20 protein-coding genes are annotated in these 21,850 nt (G+C 63.3%); all 20 read right to left on the reverse strand.

Annotated elements, in window-relative coordinates:
- Positions 1–235 precede the first annotated feature (235 nt).
- The gene (tyrS, locus tag GOEFS_RS12685) at positions 236–1,558 is read right to left on the reverse strand and encodes a tyrosine--tRNA ligase (RefSeq protein WP_007318318.1); all 1,323 of its coding nucleotides are present in this window, start codon (positions 1,556–1,558) and stop codon (positions 236–238) included.
- A 16-nt stretch (positions 1,559–1,574) separates the two neighbouring features.
- The gene (locus GOEFS_RS12690) at positions 1,575–1,796 is read right to left on the reverse strand and encodes a Trm112 family protein (protein ID WP_007318319.1); all 222 of its coding nucleotides are present in this window, start codon (positions 1,794–1,796) and stop codon (positions 1,575–1,577) included.
- A gap of 45 nt (positions 1,797–1,841) precedes the next feature.
- Complete coding sequence (locus GOEFS_RS12695) at positions 1,842–4,832, reverse strand: AMP-binding protein (protein ID WP_007318320.1); 2,991 nt, start codon at positions 4,830–4,832, stop codon at positions 1,842–1,844.
- A 152-nt stretch (positions 4,833–4,984) separates the two neighbouring features.
- Positions 4,985–6,418: an argininosuccinate lyase gene (gene argH, locus GOEFS_RS12700; protein ID WP_007318321.1), complete on the reverse strand. Its 1,434-nt coding sequence runs from the start codon at positions 6,416–6,418 to the stop codon at positions 4,985–4,987.
- Positions 6,415–7,614: an argininosuccinate synthase gene (locus tag GOEFS_RS12705; protein WP_007318322.1), complete on the reverse strand. Its 1,200-nt coding sequence runs from the start codon at positions 7,612–7,614 to the stop codon at positions 6,415–6,417. Before GOEFS_RS12705 ends, argH begins: the two co-directional genes overlap by 4 nt.
- A 97-nt stretch (positions 7,615–7,711) precedes the next feature.
- Positions 7,712–8,212, reverse strand: coding sequence for an arginine repressor (locus GOEFS_RS12710; protein ID WP_007318323.1), 501 nt, complete (start codon positions 8,210–8,212; stop codon positions 7,712–7,714).
- A complete protein-coding gene (gene argF, locus GOEFS_RS12715) occupies positions 8,209–9,138 on the reverse strand; it encodes an ornithine carbamoyltransferase (RefSeq protein WP_007318324.1) in 930 nt (309 codons plus the stop codon). The genes GOEFS_RS12710 and argF overlap by 4 nt, the downstream gene beginning before the upstream one ends.
- The gene (locus tag GOEFS_RS12720) at positions 9,135–10,295 is read right to left on the reverse strand and encodes an acetylornithine transaminase (RefSeq protein ID WP_245549841.1); all 1,161 of its coding nucleotides are present in this window, start codon (positions 10,293–10,295) and stop codon (positions 9,135–9,137) included. Before GOEFS_RS12720 ends, argF begins: the two co-directional genes overlap by 4 nt.
- Before the next feature lie 35 nt (positions 10,296–10,330).
- Positions 10,331–11,227: an acetylglutamate kinase gene (gene argB / locus GOEFS_RS12725; RefSeq protein WP_007318326.1), complete on the reverse strand. Its 897-nt coding sequence runs from the start codon at positions 11,225–11,227 to the stop codon at positions 10,331–10,333.
- Positions 11,224–12,459 (reverse strand): bifunctional glutamate N-acetyltransferase/amino-acid acetyltransferase ArgJ, encoded by a 1,236-nt coding sequence (gene argJ / locus GOEFS_RS12730; RefSeq protein ID WP_050949895.1) that lies wholly within the window; start codon positions 12,457–12,459, stop codon positions 11,224–11,226. The genes argB and argJ overlap by 4 nt, the downstream gene beginning before the upstream one ends.
- The gene (gene argC / locus GOEFS_RS12735; protein WP_007318328.1) at positions 12,414–13,451 is read right to left on the reverse strand and encodes an N-acetyl-gamma-glutamyl-phosphate reductase; all 1,038 of its coding nucleotides are present in this window, start codon (positions 13,449–13,451) and stop codon (positions 12,414–12,416) included. Before argC ends, argJ begins: the two co-directional genes overlap by 46 nt.
- A 60-nt stretch (positions 13,452–13,511) precedes the next feature.
- Positions 13,512–16,013 carry a phenylalanine--tRNA ligase subunit beta gene (gene pheT / locus GOEFS_RS12740; protein ID WP_007318329.1) on the reverse strand — a complete coding sequence of 834 codons (2,502 nt, stop codon included), beginning with the start codon at positions 16,011–16,013 and terminating at the stop codon, positions 13,512–13,514.
- 52 nt (positions 16,014–16,065) lie between these two features.
- Positions 16,066–17,142: a phenylalanine--tRNA ligase subunit alpha gene (pheS, locus tag GOEFS_RS12745; protein ID WP_085949527.1), complete on the reverse strand. Its 1,077-nt coding sequence runs from the start codon at positions 17,140–17,142 to the stop codon at positions 16,066–16,068.
- 68 nt (positions 17,143–17,210) lie between these two features.
- On the reverse strand, positions 17,211–18,635 hold the full coding sequence (locus tag GOEFS_RS12750) for an acyltransferase family protein (RefSeq protein WP_007318331.1): 1,425 nt from the start codon (positions 18,633–18,635) through the stop codon (positions 17,211–17,213).
- A gap of 65 nt (positions 18,636–18,700) precedes the next feature.
- Entirely contained in the window at positions 18,701–19,132 is a 432-nt protein-coding gene (locus GOEFS_RS12755; protein WP_007318332.1) for a TA system VapC family ribonuclease toxin, read from the reverse strand.
- Positions 19,129–19,389 (reverse strand): hypothetical protein, encoded by a 261-nt coding sequence (locus GOEFS_RS12760; RefSeq protein ID WP_040525090.1) that lies wholly within the window; start codon positions 19,387–19,389, stop codon positions 19,129–19,131. Before GOEFS_RS12760 ends, GOEFS_RS12755 begins: the two co-directional genes overlap by 4 nt.
- A gap of 55 nt (positions 19,390–19,444) precedes the next feature.
- Entirely contained in the window at positions 19,445–20,245 is an 801-nt protein-coding gene (locus GOEFS_RS12765; protein WP_040525092.1) for a TrmH family RNA methyltransferase, read from the reverse strand.
- Between the two features lie 34 nt (positions 20,246–20,279).
- A complete protein-coding gene (gene rplT / locus GOEFS_RS12770; protein WP_007318335.1) occupies positions 20,280–20,660 on the reverse strand; it encodes a 50S ribosomal protein L20 in 381 nt (126 codons plus the stop codon).
- A gap of 40 nt (positions 20,661–20,700) precedes the next feature.
- Complete coding sequence (gene rpmI / locus GOEFS_RS12775; protein WP_005178720.1) at positions 20,701–20,895, reverse strand: 50S ribosomal protein L35; 195 nt, start codon at positions 20,893–20,895, stop codon at positions 20,701–20,703.
- Positions 20,896–20,999: 104 nt separating this feature from the next.
- On the reverse strand, positions 21,000–21,599 hold the full coding sequence (gene infC / locus GOEFS_RS12780) for a translation initiation factor IF-3 (RefSeq protein WP_083837324.1): 600 nt from the start codon (positions 21,597–21,599) through the stop codon (positions 21,000–21,002).
- Positions 21,600–21,850: the final 251 nt, after the last annotated feature.

The following is a 21,850-nucleotide window of genomic DNA, read 5'->3' on the forward strand; positions in this document are numbered from 1 at the left end:
ACTGGACGTACTTGGTCGGTACGGATCCTGCAGGCTGCCCCAGCGCGCAAGCCAATGCTTACGTTCTGTTCTCGGGGCTGGCACTCACATCAGCGGAGTGACTAGGTCACTCTACCAGACACACTCACTCACCCCTAATCACTAGGACCGGAGTGAGTGGCTCGTCGTGGTGCGTTGAATAAGTTACGCAGAAACGAACAGGGTGTCAAATCGCCTGGTCAGAGGCGCGCAAATGTTACGAGTCAGTGTCTAGGAAGCGAGCGCCCGCGAAGGTCTTCTTGCCCCGACGGACGACTAGCCACTGACCATGCAGAAGGTCTCCGACCGCGGGCGTCCAGTCCGGGTCCACGATCTTCTCGTTGTTCACGTACGCCCCACCCTCACCAATCGCACGACGAGCGGCCTTGTTTCCGTCGGCCAGACCACTGTCGACCATGATCTGCACCAGCGTCGGCTCAGCGCCGGTCGGGTACTTCGCAACCGTCGTCTCCCCCAACGCCGCGGCGATGGTCGCCTCGTCCAAGCCGGCCAATTCGGCCCGTCCGAACAACGCTGCGCTCGCCTGCTCGACGGCCGCGGTCTGATCCGCACCGTGGATCAGCGTGGTCATTTCCGCGGCCAACGTTCGTTGCGCCCGACGTAGATGCGGAGTCTCCTCGGTTGCCAACTCCAACTCGGCGATCTCGTCGCGGGTAAGGAACGTAAACCAGCGCAGGTATCGGACCACATCGGCGTCGGCCGTATTCACGAAGTACTGGTACCAGGCGTATGGACTGGTTAGCTCGGCGTCGAGCCATAAACTACCGCCGCCCGTCGACTTTCCGAACTTCTTACCGTCCGACGACGTCACCAAGGGAACCGTCAAGGCGTGAACCGCGGCTCCGTCGACCCGACGTGTCAGGTCCACGCCACCGACGATATTTCCCCACTGATCGGATCCGCCGATCTGCAATGCGCACCCATACCGGCGGTTCAGCTGCAAGTAGTCATTCGCCTGCAAGAGCATGTAACTGAATTCTGTGTAGCTGATGCCGTCGGACTCGAGCCGACGCTTCACCGTGTCGCGCGCGAGCATCACGTTGACCGAGAAGTGCTTGCCAACATCACGCAGGAATTCGATCGTGGACAGTGGCCCGGTCCAGTCCATGTTGTTGGCAACTATCGCACCAGACTGAGTGTCGTCATCGGACTCCTCGAGGCGCACGAATCGACGCAACTGCGCATCGATCCGCTGCGCCCACTCGGCGACGGTATCGGCCGAGTTCATCGTTCGCTCCCCCACATCGCGAGGGTCGCCGATGAGTCCGGTCGCACCACCGGCCAGCACGATCGGACGGTGGCCAGCCTGCTGGAACCGACTCAACGTCAACAGCGGAACCAAGTGACCGGCATGCAGACTCGACGCCGTCGGGTCAAAACCCGCGTATAGCGTGATCGGCCCCTTGGCGATCTCCGCGCGTAATTCGTCGAGATCGGTCGATTGGGCGATTAGCCCGCGCCACTCAAGTTCATCGATGATGTCGGTCGCGGTTGCCTGCTGGGCGCCTTCGAGAATCACGCGACCTATTTTGCCCTTAGCCGATGAGCCGCTGATGTTCGGCCTCGTCGACCGACCGCGCCTCGTCGGCGAGCATCACCGGTATGCCGTCGTCGTCAATCCGGTAGGCCACCTGCATACGCGGGTTGTACAGCTCATCCCCGGCATCGAGTAACGGCCCTTGATCCTGTGGGCAGACGAGTCTTTCACGAACGATGGGATCAATCTTCGCTGCACGCGAGGAAGTTTCTGTCGGCATCGGGAATCCCCTGACTTTCTTCGGGCGGATGAAAAGAGCGTCGAGCTACTTACTTGCGCCCCACTGTAGTTGGGCGGCCGCGGATTTCGTATACCGACGGTAGCGACCTCCTTCGTCGCGGTACCAGACTCGCGGGCCGGGAGCGGGCACGCCGCGTTTGGCCATCTCAACCCACAGTGGCCGGTATGACTCCGACACCGGAATCTCGTCGACCAGGCAGATGATGTGCGGGCGTTGTTTCGCGGGTAATCCACCCAACGCCGTGCGTAGTTGCGTGACGGTGATCGAATCCGCCTTATTCGGCTGCCCCTCGTCGGACGTCCGCACGGTAATCGCGGCGATCGCAGTCTGCTCACCCGGTTCGCCGACGACGTAGGCCACCACCTGGTCAATCGCCTTCACCCGCGAGAGGGCGTCCTCGATTGGCGGCAAAAAGACATACCCGTCAGCCGACCGCACGACCGCGGCCGCGGTGCCCATGTACCAATAGTCGCCATCGGGATCTTGCCGGAAGAGATGCCCGGAAAGCTCCCAGCGGTCATGCGACGAGAACACATCGCGCAGGACCGTCGATGAACTCTCGAAACGCTGCCGGGCGCGCGACAATAGGACGCCAACCTCGTCGACGTTGGCGCGTCGCACATACCCGTTGTCGCCGACTTCAAGCGACTCCCGTACCGGGTCGACGCCAGCGATCTGCACCGGATTCGTCTCCGGCAGCGCCTGTCCCATCGACCCGATCTTGTCGCCCGCCACGTTGGCCAAGATCGCCGATCCATCGGCTGTCGCGAAGAACTCCAGGACCTTCGCCCGCGGGAAACTGTCGAGTACTTCCTCCCACAACCCCGGCGGCATACCCGACCCCATGAACAGGCGAATCGGGTTGTGCTGGTTGATCGAGAACTTGGGCGACCGAATGATCTCTCGCATCATCGACCACGTATACGACACGACGGTAACGCCGTACCGATGTACCTCGGTGGTGAATGTGGTGGCGTCGACGCCGTCGGAAAGCGCGATCCTCGAACGTCCGGCAACCGTCGCGCCGAGCGTCGTGAGTAGGCCGGATGCGTGATGGAGTGGCGGCAGGCAGTAGACCGTATCCCCCGACGTCAGGCCGGCAGCCGACGCCGCGCCGAATGCCGACATGGCGAACCGGTGGTTGGTAATGGGCCAGCGGGAGAGTTTTCCGCCAGCCCGGGTGAACAGGACGAACGCCAGGTCACCGGCCAAGCCCGGATCGGGGCGATACCACGACGGAATCTCCACCGCGGCCGGGTCGATCTGCTCCATGTCGATGATCGTGTTGCCGTCGGCCTGGGCGATCGCGCGCGAATCGCCGCTACCGCCGCCGAGGACGAGAACATTCTTAGAATGTTCGACGGCGACGTCGAGATGACTGGGATCGGTCACGATGATCCGGGTGTCGGCCATGCGCAGCATCTCCTCGAGATTCCACTCGCCCGAGAGCATCACCGACACGGCGCCGATACGAGAGAGCGCGGCGACGACCACCAGTGCACTGGGCCGGGTATCCATCAAGACCCCAATGTGCTGACCGGGACGGATCCCACACGAGATCAAACCCGCGACGACATTGTCGATACGCGTATTGACCTGTGCGTGCGTCAGTACCCGGTTCTCGAACAGGAACAATTCGCTGTGCTTGGCGCGCTTATTGTTCTCCGACATGAGCTTGCCGAGGGAGATGCGAGTCCCCGACTGAATCTGACCGAGCCGGAACAGCCGAGGCACGGTGCGCACCGATTCTTGGGCGACCGCGAGCGATGTGCGCTGGATCGAACTGGCCGCCTCGAACACTTCGCGGCCCGCTGCGGCGCCGGCGTCGGCAACCGCTCCCAGTCCATGCGTCAGCCGCGAGGACAGACTCACCCCGCCACCGGATTTGCCGGCTTCGACCTCGCGCATATATCCCATGCGCTCGGGCTTCTCGCCGTCGCCTTCCTGCCAGTTGATCCACTCCGACGTCGTGGGCCAGGTTTGGGCCCCCGCCGTCGAACCGACGACCAGACCAAAGTGTCCGACCGGCACCCGCGATTCGTAGACATCTGCGCTCGGCGCCGCCCGCAGAATGCCACGTACCGCCTTAGGCTGGCCGATATCGTCGGCCTCCCCCACGAAAGCCAGTACGGGACAAGTGATTTCGGCCAGTGATACCAGATCACCATTGATGACGAAGCCGCCCGACACCATGCGGTTGTGCACGACGAACTGGCGCAGCAATTCGGCGATAGCGGGCCCCGACCACGCCACCCAACCGTCAGCTTCGATGAAGCGCCGCTGGTCTTCGCGCGGCAGCAAGGCGTCACGGTCGTGGAGCCGCCGCAAGAAATCGATCCGGCTTCTCGCGGTTTTGACCGGATCAGCCAGCTGGAAGCCGGCCCGAGCCATCCAACTCGGCATGGTGACATGCGGCAGGATCTTGTCCGCCATGAATTCGGCGCCCGGTGCCACCAAATTGGCCGGCAGTCCCAACGGCAACGCGCCGAGCACGTCGACCGGCGAACCGAAGGTGATCAGACTCGCGATCCCCTTCGACCGGCGGTATGCCGCGGTCTGATAGGCGAACATGCCACCCTGTGAGTAACCACCCAGATGGACATCACGACCCACCGTTTCGTGAACGATGTCGATAACCCGGCTCACCGCCACAATGTGATCGGCGAGCGTACGTTCCATACCGCCAACTTCACGGTCGGGCGACCCGAAGTCGATGACCCACGGGATGATGCCGGCCTCGTGCAGGATAGAAACCGCGCCGTTGTGCTCGGTGACGTCGTAAACGTTGGCCGACACCATCATCGGCGGCACCAAAACTACGTGGGGTCCGGTACCGGGATCATCGGGAAAATACCGGCGAAGCCGGAACATATTCTCGGTCTCCACGATCTGGAACGGCGCCGGTTGGGTCCCGGTGTCGAGGCCGCCGAGGCGAAGCACTTCCAAGCCGTTCTGCGCGGTCGCGACAACTCGATCGACCGCACTCCCGACGCTGGGCAAGATCGAAAAGTTCACTTGTAAAACCCCTCACCTCGGCGCGCTCACACTCCTAAGCGCGACCTGGACGTGACCTACATCACCGTTACTGTACAAGCGTCCGATTACCGCCCAGACGTCCGTGCCGACAAACGTGCTGTTCGGGCCGTGGCCTGGACAATTACCGATACTTAGCCGAACGCGGCGCGCAATGCGACGAGCTGTTCTTCCACTACCCTGAGCTGCCGGGCTACCTGCGACGACGACGTTCCGCCGTGCGCGTCTCGCGACTCGATGGAGCCGCGCACCGACAGGACCTCGCGGACCTGCGGTGTCAGCGCAGGGTTGATCGCGGCGAGCTGATCGTCGGACAGCCCGGCCAAATCGGTACCGGCTTCTTCTGCGGCACGCACACACGCACCCGCCACCTCATGGGCGACGCGGAACGGAATACCTTGCCGCACAAGCCATTCAGCGATATCAGTCGCAAGGGTAAATCCGGCCGGGGCCAGCTCGGCCATCCGCTCGGCATGGAAGGTGAGGGTGGCAACCAGACCGGTCATGGCGGGCAGCAGCAACTCTAACTGCGCCACCGAGTCGAACAGCGGTTCCTTGTCCTCTTGTAGGTCGCGGTTATAGGCCAGCGGCTGAGCCTTGAGCGTTGCCAGCAACCCGGTGAGATTGCCAATCAGGCGGCCACTCTTGCCACGAGACAATTCGGCGACATCCGGATTCTTCTTCTGCGGCATGATCGACGATCCCGTCGACCAGGCATCAGCGAGCGTCACGTAGCCGAATTCCGGTGTGCTCCATAGGATGATCTCTTCACTCAGCCGGGAGAGGTCAACCGAGATCATCGCGAAGACAAAGGCGGCTTCGGCGGCGAAGTCCCGCGCCGACGTCGCATCGATGGAATTTTCCGCCGGACCACCAAAGCCGAGATCTGCCGCGATCGCCGCCGGGTCCAGCCCCAACGACGATCCGGCCAGTGCGCCAGAACCGTAGGGCGACACCGCCGTTCGACGGTCGGCGTCGGCCAGCCGATCCAGGTCACGCAACAGCGGCTGGGCATGAGCCAACAATTGATGAGCCAGCAGCACCGGCTGTGCGGCCTGCAAATGTGTCTTGCCCGGCATGACGACGTCGGGATGCGAAGCTGCCTGTGCCACAAGCGCTTCGACAACACCGAGTACCCCTGCACCGACACGCCGCATCGCATCGCGCAGCCACATACGGAACAGCGTCGCGACCTGATCGTTGCGTGACCGCCCGGCGCGTAACCGACCGCCCAACTCCGCACCCACGCGATCGATCAGTCCGCGTTCGAGTGCGCCGTGTACGTCCTCGTCGGATTCGGCTGGACCAAAGCTGCCGTCGGCAACGTCGGCGGCAAGCTGATCGAGTCCCGCGAGCATCGCCACCAGGTCCGAATCACTCAGCAGCCCAGCACTATTCAAGACGCGGGCATGCGCCTTCGACGCCGTGACGTCGAACGGCGCGAGTGCCCAGTCGAAATGTGTCGACTTACTCAATGCGGCCATCGCGGCGGCCGGGCCGTCCGCGAATCGCCCGCCCCAGAGTGCGCCTTCGTTGGTACCCGACGTCGGATCGGCGTCGGAACTCACAGGTTCAGATCCCGGCGGGCCGCGATCTTGGACGAAAGTCCGTGCAACTCAACGAAACCGCGAGCAGCCGACTGGTCGAAGCTGTCGCCCTCGTCGTAGGTGGCGAGGTTGAAGTCGTACAGCGATTCGTTACTGCGGCGGCCGTTGACGATGATCGCGCCACCGTGAAGCTGCAGCCGGATCTCACCGGAGACATGCTCCTGGGTCGAGTCGACGAATGCGTCGAGCGACCGCTTCAGCGGCGAGAACCACAGGCCGTCGTAGACGAGTTCGGCCCATTCGGCGTCGGTGCGACGCTTGAAGCGACCCAGTTCGCGTTCGAGCGTCACATGCTCGAGCTCTTCGTGTGCGGTCACCAGAACCATCGCGCCCGGCGCCTCGTACACCTCACGGCTCTTGATGCCCACCAAGCGGTCTTCGACGACATCGAGGCGACCGACACCCTGAGCGCCAGCACGGCGGTTCAACTCCTCGATGGCCCCCAGCACACTCACCGGGCGGCCGTCGATGGCGACGGGCCGGCCCTTGTCGAAGGTGATGACCAATTCGTCGGCGGTATTCCAGTTGGCGGTGGGGTCTTCGGTGTAGTCGTAGACGTCCTTGGTCGGCGCGTTCCACAAGTCCTCGAGGAAGCCAGTCTCCACCGCGCGGCCCCAGACATTCTGGTCGATCGAGAACGGCGACTTCTTGGACACCGTGATAGGGATGGCGTTCTCTTCGGCGAACGCGATCGCCTTTTCGCGGGTCCAGGCATAGTCGCGGACTGGCGCGATAACGTCGAGATCCGGTGCTAGAGAAGCGAATCCGACCTCGAAGCGAACCTGGTCATTGCCCTTGCCCGTACAACCGTGGGCCACGACGGTGCCGCCGTGATCGCGGGCCGCGGTGACCAGGTGCTTGACGATCAGCGGCCGGGACAGCGCCGAGACGAGTGGGTACCGGTTCATGTAGAGGGCATTGCCCTTGATCGCCGGCAGGCAGTATTCGTCGGCGAACTCGTCGCGGGCATCGACGACAACGGCCTCGACCGCGCCACAGTCGATCGCGCGCTGACGCACGACCTCCATATCCTCGCCACCCTGACCGAGGTCGAGGGCCACGGCGACGACCTCCTTGCCGGTCTCCTTACCAATCCAGCTGATCGCGACGGAAGTGTCGAGTCCACCGGAATATGCGAGTACGACGCGTTCAGCCATTGGTGCTGCAACTCCTTGAAGTAGTTCTTGAATCGGTTGTGCTTGTGTTCTATTGTGCGGTCCTGCCACGGCGTCTCCGACGGCGGGTAGGGGTGGCTCAGATCAATCCGTCTATCCATGCCACCAAGGTGGCTCCGTCGGCCGGTTCCCGGGCGACGACGAAGACGGTGTCGTCGCCCGCGATGGTGCCGACGATGTCGGGCAGGCTGGCTCGATCCAGCGCACTGGCCAGGTACTGCGCGGCTCCGGGCGGGGTGCGCAACACGGCCAGATTTCCGCTCGCGTCCGCCGATACCAACAGTTCGCCCAGCAGTCGGGCGAGCCGGTCGGTGCCGCCGGACACCCCCCGAACCGGCGAGCCGTCCTCGGGCACCACGTAGACGCCGACGCCGCCGTCCGGGGCTCGCAGCTTGACCGCGCCGAGTTCGTCCAGATCCCGCGAGAGTGTCGCCTGGGTGGCATCGATTCCTTCCGCGGCGAGCAGATTCGCGAGTTCGGACTGCGACCGCACCTGTTGCTGCGACAGAATCGCGATGATCCGAGCGTGCCGCCCTGCCCGCGTCGCAGCGAGCGGAGCTGGTTGCTCTTCGGTAGTCATCTGTCTTGGTTCTCAAGTAGCCAGGTGAGCAGCGCCTTCTGCGCGTGCAAACGATTCTCGGCCTCGTCGAAGACCACACTGGCCGGCCCGTCGATGACGGCGTCGGTGATCTCCTCACCGCGATGCGCCGGCAGGCAATGCAGGGCTATCGCGTCGTCTGCAGCGTGGGCGAGCAACTCGTCATTGATTTGATAGGGCCGGAACGGTCCGATCCGATCGAGACCGTCATCTTCCTGCCCCATCGACGTCCAGGTATCGGTCACGACGACGTCGGCGCCGGTGACCGCCTCGACCGGGTCGACTAGAACCTTCGCGGTTGCCCCGGTCTGTGCCGCGCGTTCGCGTACGGAACGCAGCACCGCCGGGTCCGGAATGAATCCTTCCGGTGCGGCCACCGTCACGTTGATTCCGGCTGTTACCCCACCGAGCAGCAACGAATGCGCCATGTTGTTCGCGCCATCGCCGAGGTAGGTCATCGACAATCCGGCGGTCCGGCCTTTGTGCTCGATAATCGTCTGGAGGTCGGCGAGAACCTGACACGGATGAAAAGTATCCGACAACGCGTTTATCACCGGAACCGAGGCGCCAGCGGCAAGCGCCTCGAGTCGATCCTGGCCGAAGGTGCGCCACACCACCGCGTCGACATACCGGGATAGCACCGCACCGGTGTCGGCGAATGTCTCGTCCCGGCCCAGCTGGGTACTACCGCTATCGACAACTACCGGGTGCCCACCCAGTTGCGCGATACCGACCTCGAAGGAGAATCGCGTTCGGGTGGAGTTCTTATCGAAAAGCACCCCGACCCCGCGCGGCCCCTCCAACGGCCGCCGCGAAAACGGCGCCGCTTTCAATTCCGCTGCGAGAGTAAGGACTTCAGCTTGCTCGGCGGGCGTGAGGTCATCGTCACGAAGAAAATGACGGGTCATGGATGCACTCCTTGGGCTGCGGCATGCAACAGTTTGGGCAGGGCCGCGACAAAGGTCGCACCCTGTTCCTCGGTCAATATCAGTGGCGGCGCGAGCCTCAGTACATTCGGTGCCGGAGCGTTGATCAAGAACCCGGACTCCCGTGCGCGCAACTCGGTCGCCTTGGCGATTTCCGAAGTCAGCACGACGCCAATGAGCAGCCCAGCGCCACGCACATGGTCGATGGCCGGGTCTTGAAGCTCTTCGATACCCGCGACGATTGACTTCCCCACCGCCGCAACATGATTACACAGATCAAGCTCATCGATGCGGTTCAGCACGGCAAGCGCCGCAGCGGTACAGACCGGATTACCGCCAAATGTGGTGCCGTGCATCCCAGGGGCGAAGAGATCGGCAGCGGCGTCATCCGATCCACCCGTGGCAATAACCGCGCCGATCGGCAAACCGCCACCCAGGCCCTTGGCGAGAGTCATCACGTCCGGAACCACACCCGCGGATTGATGTGCGAAAAACGTCCCGGTACGGGCGATTCCGGTCTGAACCTCATCAAAGATCAGTAATGCGCCACGTTCGGCGGTAATCCGCCGTGCCTGCGCCAAATAATCGGCAGGCGGTACCACGACTCCACTCTCGCCCATGATCGGTTCGAGAATGACTGCCGCTGTCTTGTCGGTGACGGCCTCGTCGAGGGCTGTCGCATCGCCATACGGCACAAACTTCACACCGGCCGGCATCGGCTCGAACGGATCTCGCTTACCGGGCTGCCCGGTCATCGCGAGTGCGCCCATCGTGCGGCCGTGAAATGCCTTCTCGGCCGCGACGATCTCTGGTCTGCCGGTTAGGCGCGCCAGTTTGAACGCGGCCTCGTTCGCCTCGGTTCCGGAGTTGCAGAAGAACACCCGGCCCGGATGCCCGAACTTGTCCAGCAACCGCTCGGCAAGCTCGACGCCGGGTTCGGTGATGTAAAGATTCGACGTGTGACCAAGTGTCGCAAGCTGTTTCGATACCGCTTCGACGAGTGCCGGGTCGCCATGTCCGAGGGCGTTGACCGCGATTCCCCCGAGAAGGTCGAGGTATTGTGCGCCGTCGGCATCGGTGACTACCGCGCCTTCCCCACTGACTAGCGCGACCGGTGGCGTGCCGTAGTTGTTCATCATCGCGGCCGACCACCGCCGCTGCCATTCCTGCGTCGTCACTTTTGGTGCCCTCCGCTATTTTCCACGACCACGGTTCCGATCTGAGCTGATGTAAGCAATTGGGCGATCACCGAATGCGGCACTCGCCCGTCGATGACATGGGCACGTTCCACCCCACCGATGACCGCACGGAGGCATGCCTCCATCTTGGGCACCATCCCAGCGTCGAGTCGCGGAAGCAGTTGCGCCAGTTCCTCGGTAGTGATCTGGTCGACCAGTGACGACTGATCGGGCCAGTCTGTGTAGAGCCCTTCGACATCTGTCAGCACTACTAGACGCGCCGCACCCAACGCTTCCGCCAACGCAGCCGCCGCGGTGTCGGCGTTGATGTTGTGGACCACCCCGTCGCGATCGGGAGCGATTGTCGAGACCACCGGAATTCGGCCGGCCGCAACGAGATCGGTGACAGCGGAGGTGTTGACCGACGTCACGTCGCCGACCAAGCCGATATCGGTGGCGACACCGTCGACGTCGACCGTGCGCCGCGTCGCGGTGAATAGATGTGCGTCTTCGCCGCTGATGCCGACCGCGTAGGGTCCGTGCGAATTGATCAAGCCGACCAGTTCACGACCGACCTGCCCGAACAGCACCATCCGGGCGACATCCATCACCTCGGGAGTGGTCACGCGGAATCCACCACGGAATTCCCCTTGTAACCCAAGACGTTTGAGCATCGCGGAGATCTGCGGGCCACCGCCGTGCACCACGACCGGATGGATCCCACAGGCACGCAACAGCACCATGTCGGCGGCGAACGCGGTCTTCAACTCGTCGTCGACCATCGCGTTTCCGCCGTATTTCACCACAACCGTTGCGCCCTGCAGACTTTGGAGTGCTGGCAGCGCCTCGGCGAGGACATTCGCCTTATCAAGTGCGGTAAGTGATGCTGTCATGACGAGTACGCCGAGTTCTCTTCGACATATCCATGCGACAGGTCCGTCGTGCGAATGGACGCGGTGGCGTCACCAACTTTGAGATCCACATCGACGACGATATCCGCACCGGAAAGGTCAACTTCCCGGGCTCCCTCGGCGCCCATGCCGTCCACACAGACCGGAGATCCATTGAAAGACACCATGATCGTGTCCGGGTCGAGCGTGATCGGCGCGATGCCGATTGCCGCCAGCACGCGGCCCCAGTTAGGGTCGGAGCCAAATAATGCGGTCTTGACCAGCGAGTCGCGCGCGATCGTCCGGGCGCCGATTAGCGCGTCTTCTTCGCTGGCAGCACCGCGAACGGTGATGACGATGCGTTTGGTCACCCCTTCAGCGTCGGCCATGAGTTGCTCGGCAAGGTCGTCGCAAACGGCCAGGATCGCGGCGTCGAGCTCCTCCTGGGTCGGCACCTTCTCGCTGGCACACGACGAAAGCAGAAGCACCGTATCGTTCGTCGAGGTCGCGCCGTCGACGTCGAGACGGTCGAAGGTCCGCGCGGTCGCCCGTCGCAGCGCCGTATCAAGTTGGGCTGCACTAACTTTCACGTCGGTAGTGAGGACAACCAGCATGGTGGCCAGCGCCGGCGCGAGCATGCCGGCGCCTTTGGCCATCCCACCGACGTTCCAGCCTCCGTCGTGATGGAGGGCCGCCTGTTTCGGCACGGTGTCGGTGGTCATGATGGCGTAGGCGGCGTCGGTGCCGCCGGAGAGGCCGCCAGCCATCTCGTGCACGATCTCGGTGACACCCGCGAGGACCTTGTCCATCGGCAGTCGATCGCCGATCAGACCGGTCGAACATACCGCGACTTCGATTGCGCCCGTTTCGGTTCCCCAGTTCGATAACTCGGCGGCAACCTTTTCGGCGGTCGCGTGCGTATCCTGAAAACCCGCCGGGCCGGTACACGCGTTGGCGCCGCCCGAGTTGAGGATCACCGCGCGCAGGGCAGCGCTCTTAAGCACCTGTTCGCTCCACCGCACCGGCGCCGCTTTGACCTTGTTTGTGGTGAATACGCCGGCAGCCGCGTATTCCGGACCCTCGTTGAAGACCAGCGCCAAGTCGCTCTTGCCAGATGCTTTGATACCCGCGGCAATACCGGCGGCCCGGAAGCCCAGCGGCGCGGTAACCCCTTGGTCCCGAACAAGTTTCACGGTGCGACTCCGACCACTGACAGTCCCTCTGCTTCGTCCCAGCCCAGCGCCAGGTTCATCGATTGCACGGCCGCTCCACCAGTGCCCTTGGTCAGGTTGTCGATGGCGCCGACCGCAACCATGGTTCCGGCCCGCTCATCGACGGTCACCGATAATTGCACCGCGTTGGATCCGATGACCGAACCGGTGGACGGCAGCGCACCGTCGGGCAGCAGATGGACGAATTGCTCAGCACCATATGCCTTTTCGTATACGGCGGCGATATCAGCCGCACTCGCGGTGGTGCGGGCTGTACAGGTGGCGAGGATTCCTCTCGCCATCGGCACCAAGACCGGGGTGAATGACACCGAGACCGGCTCATCGGCCGCGTCCGACAATGCCTGTGAGATTTCCGGGGTATGCCGATGCACACCGCCGACGCCATAGGCCCGCGCCGAGCCGATAACCTCCGACGCCAACAAATCGACACGCAGCGACCGCCCGGCCCCCGACGTTCCGCTCACCCCGACGATTGTCGCGTGGGGTTCGACGATGCGTGCGGCGAGCGCTGGCAAAAGCGACAGGATGGAAATGGTCGGATAGCAGCCGGGCACGGCGATCCGGCTAGCATCGCGTAGCCGGTCGCGATTGCCCGGCAGTTCAGGCAGCCCATAGGGCCAGGTGCCCGCGTGGTCGCCGCCGTAATAATCGGCCCAGTCCTGCGGATCGGACAGCCGGAAGTCAGCGCCACAGTCGATGACGATGGTTGTCGGCGGCAATGCATCGGCGATCGCCGCGGACGTTCCATGCGGAAGTCCCAGAAATACGACGTCGTGTCCAGCGAGGACTTCGGCGGTTGTCTCCTGCAAGACCACATCGGCCAGCGGCAACAGATGCGGATGGTGCCCACGCAGGGTGGTACCGGCGTTGCCGCCCGCGGTCAGAGCGCCGATCTCGATCTCGCCAGATGCATATCGCGGATGCCCGAGCAACAGTCGAAGGATTTCGCCACCGGCATATCCGCTGGCACCCGCTACCGCTATCCGTGTCGTCATAGAATCATTATGCACTAAGGTGCAAGTTGATTCATCGACGGCTCTGCATTCCGCCCCCGGCTACCGCAGCCGCGCCCCGACGCTCGACGCCGCCGCATCGACCGCCGCTAGCTTGGCCGCGTTGGCCTCTTCTTCGGTCAATGTCCGGTCGGGGGCACGGAAACGGAGCGCGAACGCCAACGACTTCTTCCCCTCACCTACTTGTTCTCCGACGAACACGTCGAACAGTTCCAGCGATTCGAGCAGTTCGCCTGCCCCGCCGCGTAACGCCTTTTCCACGTCTCCCGCAGCGACATCGGCGTCGACGACGACCGCGAGATCCTGCAGTACCGCGGGAAATACCGACAACGCTGGCGCCGGTAACACGACGTCGAGCGGTAGGTCGTCGATCGATACCTCCACCGCGCAGGTTCCCTTGGGGAGCCCGGCCCGCTCGAGCACCGCAGGATGCAGCTCGCCCGCCCAACCTACGGTCACCTCACCCCGAGATTCGTTGCCCGGCACTATGACTCGCGCACAACGTCCCGGATGCCACGGCAGTTTCTCCGCGTCGGCGACCAGTTCCACCTCGACGCCGGCGGCTCGGCCGATGGTGCGCGCGGCCTCGAATGCGTCGGTCGCGTCGGCGGCTCGCCCGGCGCCCCACGGTCCCGCCGGGTCCCGCAGGCCGGTAAGAACAGTTGCCACATGGACCGGCTGCAGCGGTAGCGCGGCATCGACCTCGGCGATTTCGGCGTCGGTCGGCCGACGTGTCACATCGAGCGCGCCGACGACCGGCTTCGCTTCGCCGACAACGCCTTCCACAATTTGCCCGATCGCGAACAACGACAGATCGCGCTGCCCTCGCGCGATGTTGCGTACGGTCATCTCCAGCAGCCCCGGCAAGAGGGTGGTATTTAATTCCGGCCGGTCAGCCTCCAACGGATTCAACACCTTCACCGTGGCCCGGCGCGGATCATCGTCGGCTAGTCCCCACACATCGAACACTCCGGCCGGCATGAACGGAAACGGCAAGACTTCGACGAATCCGTCAAGCGCCAATGTCCGGCCGATGCTGCGTCGACGCCGCTGAGCGGCCGTCAACCCGGTCCCGGCTGGCGCGGTCGGCACAATCGCCGGAATGTCTTCCAGCCCTTCGAGTCTCACTACCTCTTCGACAAGATCGGCGCGCTGTCGTAGATCCGGTCGCCAGGACGGTGGATTCACCGTCAACCAATCCCCGTGGTCGGTGACCGCACATCCGACCTCGACCAGTCGTGTGCGTGTGGTCCCCGCCGGGTAGGTCTTGCCCGCCGTCTTATCGACGGCATCGACAGCGATCTCGATCGAGACCGGCTCGGTGGGTGCGACCCGCACATCAGTCCAGTCGTCCGCAACGACACCGCCGGCGATTTCGGCGATAAGCCCGGCGCCGCGCGCCGAAGCGATAGCGGTGATCTCCGGATCGACGAGACGTTCGAAACGCTTACTGGCCTCCGACGTAAGCTTGTGCCGCTTTCCGGTTCGGAAGACTCGGACCTGATCGAATGTGGCCGCTTCCAACAGAACTCGCGTCGTGTCGGGACCGACCTCGGTCGCCGCGCCGCCCATCAAGCCGGCGAGTGCGATCGCACCCGACTCGTCGGCGATGACCACATCCTCGGGATCAAGTTTGCGTTCGACGCCATCGAGCGTCGTCAGCATCTCCCCAGCCGTGGCGTTGCGCACGGTAATCGCACCGGTGATCTTGTCGGCATCGAAGGCGTGCAACGGCTGTCCTAGTTCGATCATCACATAATTGGTGACGTCGACAATTCCGGAGATCGGGCGAATTCCAGCGACGAGTAGCCGCTTGCTCAACCACCACGGCGAAGGTGCGGAGGCATCGACGTTCGAGATGATTCGCGCCGTGTATCGCGTTGCGGCACTGTTAGATTCAATCTCGACCGGCCATCCCTCGGTCGCCTCGCGGCCGACCACGATCTGCGCCGCCGGATCGGCGTAGGGCACCGCGAAAGCGCTTGCGAGCTCACGTCCCAGCCCCCGCATCGAGAATGCGTACCCGCGGTCGGGTGTCACGTTCACATCAATCGCGACGTCAACCAATCCCAGTACCTCGCGAGCGTCGGCGCCCGGCTCCGCGGTACCCGGCGCTAGCACCAGAATGCCGCTGTGATCGTTGCCGATGCCCAATTCGGTCACCGAACAGATCATGCCGTCCGACGTCTTGCCATAGGTCTTACGCGAGGCGATCTCGAACGGGCCAGGCAGCACCGTGCCCGGTAGCGCGGCGACGATCAAATCACCGACCGCGAAATTCCTTGCTCCGCAGACAATCTCACGCGGCGAATCTTCCCCCACCTCGACGGTGCAGAATCGAATCGGCTTCTTGAACTCGGTGAGTTCCTCGATGGTCTCCACCCGTCCGATGACCAGCGGCCCGGTGATCGTCGGGAACGGTTCAATGTCTTCGATTTCGAATCCGACACGCACGAATCCCGCGTCGATCTCCTCGGCTGTCGCCGTCCAGTCGGGGGTACTGACCCGCAGGGCTTCGGTGAGCCAAGACTGTGGAACACGCACGGTGAGTTCTACTTTCGTTTCTGATGAGTTGAGTACGGTGTGGCCACGGCGCTCAGGCGGCCGGGCCGAACGGCGTGGTGAAACGGATGTCGCCCTCGACCATGTCACGCATGTCAGTGATCTCGGTGCGGAACTGCAGCGTGCGCTCGAGACCCATCCCGAAGGCAAACCCCGAATAGACGTCGGGATCAATTCCACTGGCCCGCAACACATTCGGGTTGACCATGCCGCAGCCGCCCCATTCGATCCAGCCCGCGCCACCCTTCTTGGCCGGAAACCAGACGTCGATCTCGGCGGACGGCTCGGTGAAGGGGAAGTAACTTGCCCTCATACGGGTGACGGTGTCCGGACCGAATAGCGTCTTCGCGAACATGTCCAGTGTGCCGCGCAGATTCGCCAGGGTCAGTCCCTTGTCGATGGCGAGCCCCTCGACCTGGTGGAAGACCGGCGTATGAGTAGCGTCCAATTCGTCGGTGCGGAATGTCCGGCCGGGGCACACCACATAGATCGGCAATTCGCGGGTCAACATGGCGCGTACCTGCACCGGCGACGTGTGCGTGCGCAGCACCTGCCGGGACCCCTCCGGCGCGATGTAGAAGGTGTCCTGCATCGACCGCGCCGGATGGTCGGGCAAGAAATTGAGCGCGTCGAAGTTGAAGTGTTCTGCCTCCACCTCGGGCCCCTCGGCGACCTCCCAGCCCATCCCGACGAAGATGTCGGCGACTTGCTCGCTGATCACGGTAACCGGATGCCGTGCGCCAACTGGACGTCGCGCACTGGGCAACGTGACGTCGATGGCCTCGGCAACTAGAACAGCGGCGTCGCGTTCGGCGGTCAAGACCTCGGTGCGCTTGTCGAGCGCGGCGCTCGCACGACCACGAACCTGATTCACCAATTTGCCTGCCGCGGAGCGCTCTTCCTTTGGCAACGATCCAAGCTCGCGGCGCGCGAGTGAGATCGGTGCGCGCTCACCGAGATGTTCAGACTTGGCCGCCTGCAGTTCTTCAAGGGTCGACGCCGCATCAAAGGCTGCGATTGCTGCGACGACGGCATCGTCGAGCGCCGCGGGATCCAGGGGCGAGCGAACATGGTCGGCGGAATCGGTGGCCACGGACGGCGGTCTCCTCATGCGGAATCGGGAACAAATTCACGCTCGACACTAGTGCATCACGCTCGACTCGCCGGACTCAGGTCGTATCACCTGACCTGCGCCGGGGCGCCGCTGCGTGTCATCACCCGCGCGACGAGCGCGCATGTCGCACCGATCGCCAGCCACCACAGTCCGGCACCGGGCAGGCCGCCGCGGGCGAGCATGAGGATCGCTAGCCCCGTCACCATCAGGAGCGCCCACACGACGGCGTCACGCACCGGACTCGCCACGCGATTACGCGCGTCATCCCACCAACGAAGCGGTCTGTTCTCCAACCGGGACAACGCGCCGATCACTGGGATCATCGTCAGAAGCAGTAGAGCGGTCTCGCCGACGATGATCCAGCCGTAACCCGCGGTCGTACTTGATCGATCAAGTCCCAACACCATTCCCCCGCCGATGATCAGTGCCAACACCGGCAGGTGCCAGAGGTAAAGCGTCATCGCGCCGCGGTTTCCGAGGGCGACAAACCACCACACCCTGGGACGCGAAACAATACGCGCCAACACCTGCGCACCCGCTATAGCCAGGCAGCTCAGCACGACGGTGTGACCAGCGAGCAGCAGACTAGGCGGGGTCATGTTGGAGAATTGCTGGCCGGGGACGGTCACCAGGGAAACCTCATATGGCCCGGCGGCAACCAACACGATATTCACCGCCAACATTCCGAGGGCCACTCCGAAGGCGAGGATGGGGCGGATGAGTCGCTTCGCATAGCCGACGCCGAGTAGCGCGGGGATCATCCACACGGTCAGGTAATTGACGTATCCCCACTCTTGAGCCCGGGTAAACAACCGAAGTAGATCCATCACGGCGGTGGTCGCATAGCAGCCGAGAATCGTGGCCACTAGCGTCGCGCCGTCAGCTATCCGCTGCATGAGCGGTACCACCGCGAGAATCATCAGATAGGCACCGAGAAACCAGAGAAGTTGGACCCCAAGCCGGGCCACGACGTCGACCATCGCCGAATCGCCCAGCACCACAAGCACTCCCAACACAGTCCCGACAGCGAGCAGGTACCAGAAGACCGGCCGCAACAGCCGCTGAGTTCGGGTGAAAAGCCAGTGCCCGGCCGTATTCCGGCTGGGCCGCCACCCATAGGTCGACGCTGCGGCGCCGGCGAAGAAGAACAACGGCAAGATCTGGAGGAGCCACGTCGCGACTTGTAGAGCGGGTACATCGCCGAGGATATTTCCCAGCTCGACCCGCCCGTCGGTCACGCTGACTGTCAACATGATCGAATGCCCGGCGATAACCACGATGAGCGAGACCAAGCGGAGCAGGTCGATGACCCGGTCCCGTCCCGGACCGGTAAGCGCGTCGAGGCGGGCCGCGGTCATTCGCAGTCGGGCGTTGGGCAATTGCGGAGATGCGGCAAGGTGAGCCGACGGTAGTCGACGGATCTTCAGCGGCTTAGAAGTGGTGGCGTCGAACGGGATCGACGTCGGGCGGGGCGCGGTTGACACGGTCATACGTCAAGCCTCGCGGGCGCGGCGACGCTGGAACTGAGCAGAACTACTTGGTCATGTACCGCGAACTACGCGAGTTCGGGCGGAATTACCAGCGGAAGGTCGAATCGCGCGAAATCGCGGTCCAAAGTGGCGATCTTGCCGCCGAGCTCGAGAGTAAGTGCCGCAAGGTAAGCGTCATTGGTGAGATTTCCCGCGGTTCCGGCACCTTCGAGTAGCCCTCGCATGAGTTCGAAATGACGCGGGCCGGGCTCGGGGGTGCTCACATTCGGCAGCGCGAGCCAAGAATCAATGACTCCCAACGCCTGAGTGGGCTCCAACGGTGTCGCAAAGATCCGCTGATGAGTGGTCACTCGGATGAACGCGAGCAGACTCACCCACGGGAGACCAACCGGGCGCCCGGACGAAAGTTCATCGATCAGCCAACTCTTACATCGATTCTGTTGCGCCGCATCATTATTCACCGTGTAGATGAGAATATTGGCGTCGACCAGGATCATCGACCCTGTTCCAGCTTGCGAGCGATCTCTTCGTCTTCCAACTCCCCCGCCAACGCCAGCGCATGCGTCAGATCGACCCGTGCTCGACCCATGGAGTAGGTCGGGAAGGTGATATCGCGATTCTTGGTAGGCGGCTTGGCAAGTCCAGCGCGAATAGCGTCGTTGACCGCATCCTTGAAGGTAATGCCACGCTCACTCATCGCCCTGCGCAGCAAGGTCTCCACATCGCGGTCGAGAGTGATGGTCGTGCGTCGCATACTTGAGTTTAGCATCATCGCGTCAAGCATGAAGCATCATGATGCTTCGTTCGAGTTATCTCGCGAGGGCGACACTGCTCGCATAGAGACAGATTGCCGACGCCGCAGCCAGATTCAGGCTCTCCGCCCGTCCCCGGATCGGGATAGAAATGCGATGGTCGGCGCTCACCGCGACATCGTCGGACAAGCCGTGGGCCTCGTTGCCGAATAGCCACGCGGTCGGCCCGGCGAGAATTGTCGACGCGTCATCGAGGGTCAGCTCACCGTCAGCAGCGGTGGCGAGAATCGTCAGCCCGGCTGTCCGCACAGCGTCGAGTCCGGCGGCAATGTCTCGTTCGCGAATGACCGGCACATGAAAGATGCTGCCGGCGCTAGCGCGTACGCATTTGCCATTATGCGGATCGACACTGTCGCCGAGCAGAATCACCGCGTCGGCTCCCATCGCATCGGCGCAGCGGATTAGCGTTCCAGCGTTTCCCGGCTCGCGCATTTCGACGGCGATGGCCAAGAGCCGCGGCTGGGTACCGAGTAGTTCTCCCAAGTCGGCGTCTAGTGACGCGCAGACCGCGAAAACGCCTGGAGTCGTTGATGTTTCGGCCAGTTTGTCAGCAGCGCGCGGCGTCAACTGCAATACCTGAACACCGTCGTCGATGCCTCGGGCGATCAGATCGGCAAACCGGTCGATGTCGGCGTCACGGACCAGCAGGTGCGTCGCGCGGCCGGTGTCGAGGGCGGCGGTCACCGAGTTGGCACCTTCGACGAGGAATTCGCCCCGTTCTCGACGTACCGATGCGCGAGCCAGCTTGGCAATCGAAACGACCCGCGAGGAGCGATCGGACAGCGGTTCGGCTGTCAGATACGCCCTCGCGGGTCGTGACTCTGAATTCAAATCAGGCGGCCGGCGCGTTCACGTCGGCGGGCAGTGCCTTGCGAGCGACCTCGACGAGCGCGGTGAAGGCCGCGGCGTCGGTAACCGCGATGTCGGCGAGGACCTTGCGGTCCACCTCGACGCCAGCGGCCTTGAGGCCCTGGATGAAGCGGTTGTAGGTGATGTCGTTAGCACGGGCTGCAGCGTTGATGCGCTGGATCCAGAGCTTACGGAATTCGCCCTTGCGCGCACGGCGGTCGCGGTAGGCATAAGTCAACGAATGCAGCTGCTGCTCTTTAGCCTTGCGGTAGAGCCGCGAGCGCTGTCCGCGGTAACCCTTCGATGCTTCGAGAGTTGCGCGGCGCTTCTTCTGGGCGTTTACGGCCCTTTTCACGCGTGCCATGTTGTTAGTCCTTTACTTCAAGTCGTGTGGGAAAGAGTGATCAGCGGTTGAGCAGGCGCTTGATACGCGGTGCGTCGTTCTCGCTGACGACGGCAACGCCGTCCAGACGCCGGGTGCGGCGTGACGACTTGTGCTCGAGGAGGTGGCGGCGGTTGGCCTTCTGGCGCACGATCTTGCCGCTGCCGGTCACCTTGAATCGCTTCGCGGTGCCCTTGTGAGTCTTGCTCTTTGGCATGGTGAGTTCCTTTTCGTCAACGGCTTCGAATAAACCTCGGCCGTTCATGCTTACTGTGCAGCTCCCCTATGGAGACCTGCGATTGGTCTATAAGTCTTGGCGCGTTATTCGGCTGCCGGAGCAGCGTCGTCGCCTCGCGGTTGACCCTGCGGCGCGGCCTTGGCGCGAGTCTTCGCACCCTTGTGCGGCGCGAGCACCATCGTCATATTGCGGCCATCCTGTTTGGCGGATGTCTCGACGAAGCCGTACTCGGCGACATCGTTGCCTAGGCGCTGCAGCAACCGGAATCCGAGTTCGGGCCGGGACTGCTCGCGACCACGGAACATGATCGTCACCTTCACCTTGGACCCAGCTTCGAGGAAGCGGACGACGTGACCCTTTTTGGTCTCGTAGTCGTGGTCGTCGATCTTGGGACGAAGCTTCTGTTCTTTGATGACGGTCATCTGCTGGTTGCGACGCGATTCGCGCTGCTTCTGAGCCGCCTCGTATTTGAACTTGCCGTAGTCCATGATCTTGCAGACGGGCGGCCGAGCGTCGGGAGCAACCTCAACCAGGTCGAGATCGGCTTCATACGCAAGGCGCAGCGCATCTTCAACACGCACGATGCCCACCTGCTCCGAATTCGGTCCGACGAGTCGGACTTCGGGGACGCGGATGCGCTCGTTGATGCGAGTCTCAGTGCTGATGGGGCCTCCTAATTCAATACGTACAGGTCTGGCTGCCCGGCGCCGGGAGCGCGCGAGCGGGCCGTGGCTACTCGAGCGCCGGGAGCGCGCGAGCGGGCCGTTTCACGACCACACCAAGCCCGAAAGGGGAACTCACCTCAGCAAAGAACCCCGTCGACGATACGCTTTCGCGTGCGCCACGGGGCTCCGAAACCGACCGATCCATCCAGGTCTCGCCGCAGCCACAATGGACAACGCCGAACCCGCGCAATTGCTTCCCAACTGGGAGA

The sequence above is a fragment of the Gordonia effusa NBRC 100432 genome, from assembly GCF_000241305.1.
In the GTDB taxonomy this organism is placed as follows: Bacteria; Actinomycetota; Actinomycetes; order Mycobacteriales; family Mycobacteriaceae; genus Gordonia; species Gordonia effusa.

Coding starts and splice junctions, on each gene's coding strand:
- argB (WP_007318326.1), bottom strand. CDS start 11,227: ATGACAGCATCACTTACCGCACTTGATAAGGCGAATGTCCTCGCCGAG.
- GOEFS_RS12705 (WP_007318322.1), bottom strand. CDS start 7,614: ATGGCTGAACGCGTCGTACTCGCATATTCCGGTGGACTCGACACTTCC.
- GOEFS_RS12710 (WP_007318323.1), bottom strand. CDS start 8,212: ATGACTACCGAAGAGCAACCAGCTCCGCTCGCTGCGACGCGGGCAGGG.
- GOEFS_RS12750 (WP_007318331.1), bottom strand. CDS start 18,635: ATGACCGTGTCAACCGCGCCCCGCCCGACGTCGATCCCGTTCGACGCC.
- GOEFS_RS12755 (WP_007318332.1), bottom strand. CDS start 19,132: ATGATCCTGGTCGACGCCAATATTCTCATCTACACGGTGAATAATGAT.
- pheS (WP_085949527.1), bottom strand. CDS start 17,142: ATGAGGAGACCGCCGTCCGTGGCCACCGATTCCGCCGACCATGTTCGC.
- argC (WP_007318328.1), bottom strand. CDS start 13,451: ATGACGACACGGATAGCGGTAGCGGGTGCCAGCGGATATGCCGGTGGC.
- rplT (WP_007318335.1), bottom strand. CDS start 20,660: ATGGCACGCGTGAAAAGGGCCGTAAACGCCCAGAAGAAGCGCCGCGCA.
- GOEFS_RS12720 (WP_245549841.1), bottom strand. CDS start 10,295: ATGATGAACAACTACGGCACGCCACCGGTCGCGCTAGTCAGTGGGGAA.
- GOEFS_RS12690 (WP_007318319.1), bottom strand. CDS start 1,796: ATGCCGACAGAAACTTCCTCGCGTGCAGCGAAGATTGATCCCATCGTT.
- GOEFS_RS12760 (WP_040525090.1), bottom strand. CDS start 19,389: ATGCGACGCACGACCATCACTCTCGACCGCGATGTGGAGACCTTGCTG.
- rpmI (WP_005178720.1), bottom strand. CDS start 20,895: ATGCCAAAGAGCAAGACTCACAAGGGCACCGCGAAGCGATTCAAGGTG.
- argF (WP_007318324.1), bottom strand. CDS start 9,138: ATGACCCGTCATTTTCTTCGTGACGATGACCTCACGCCCGCCGAGCAA.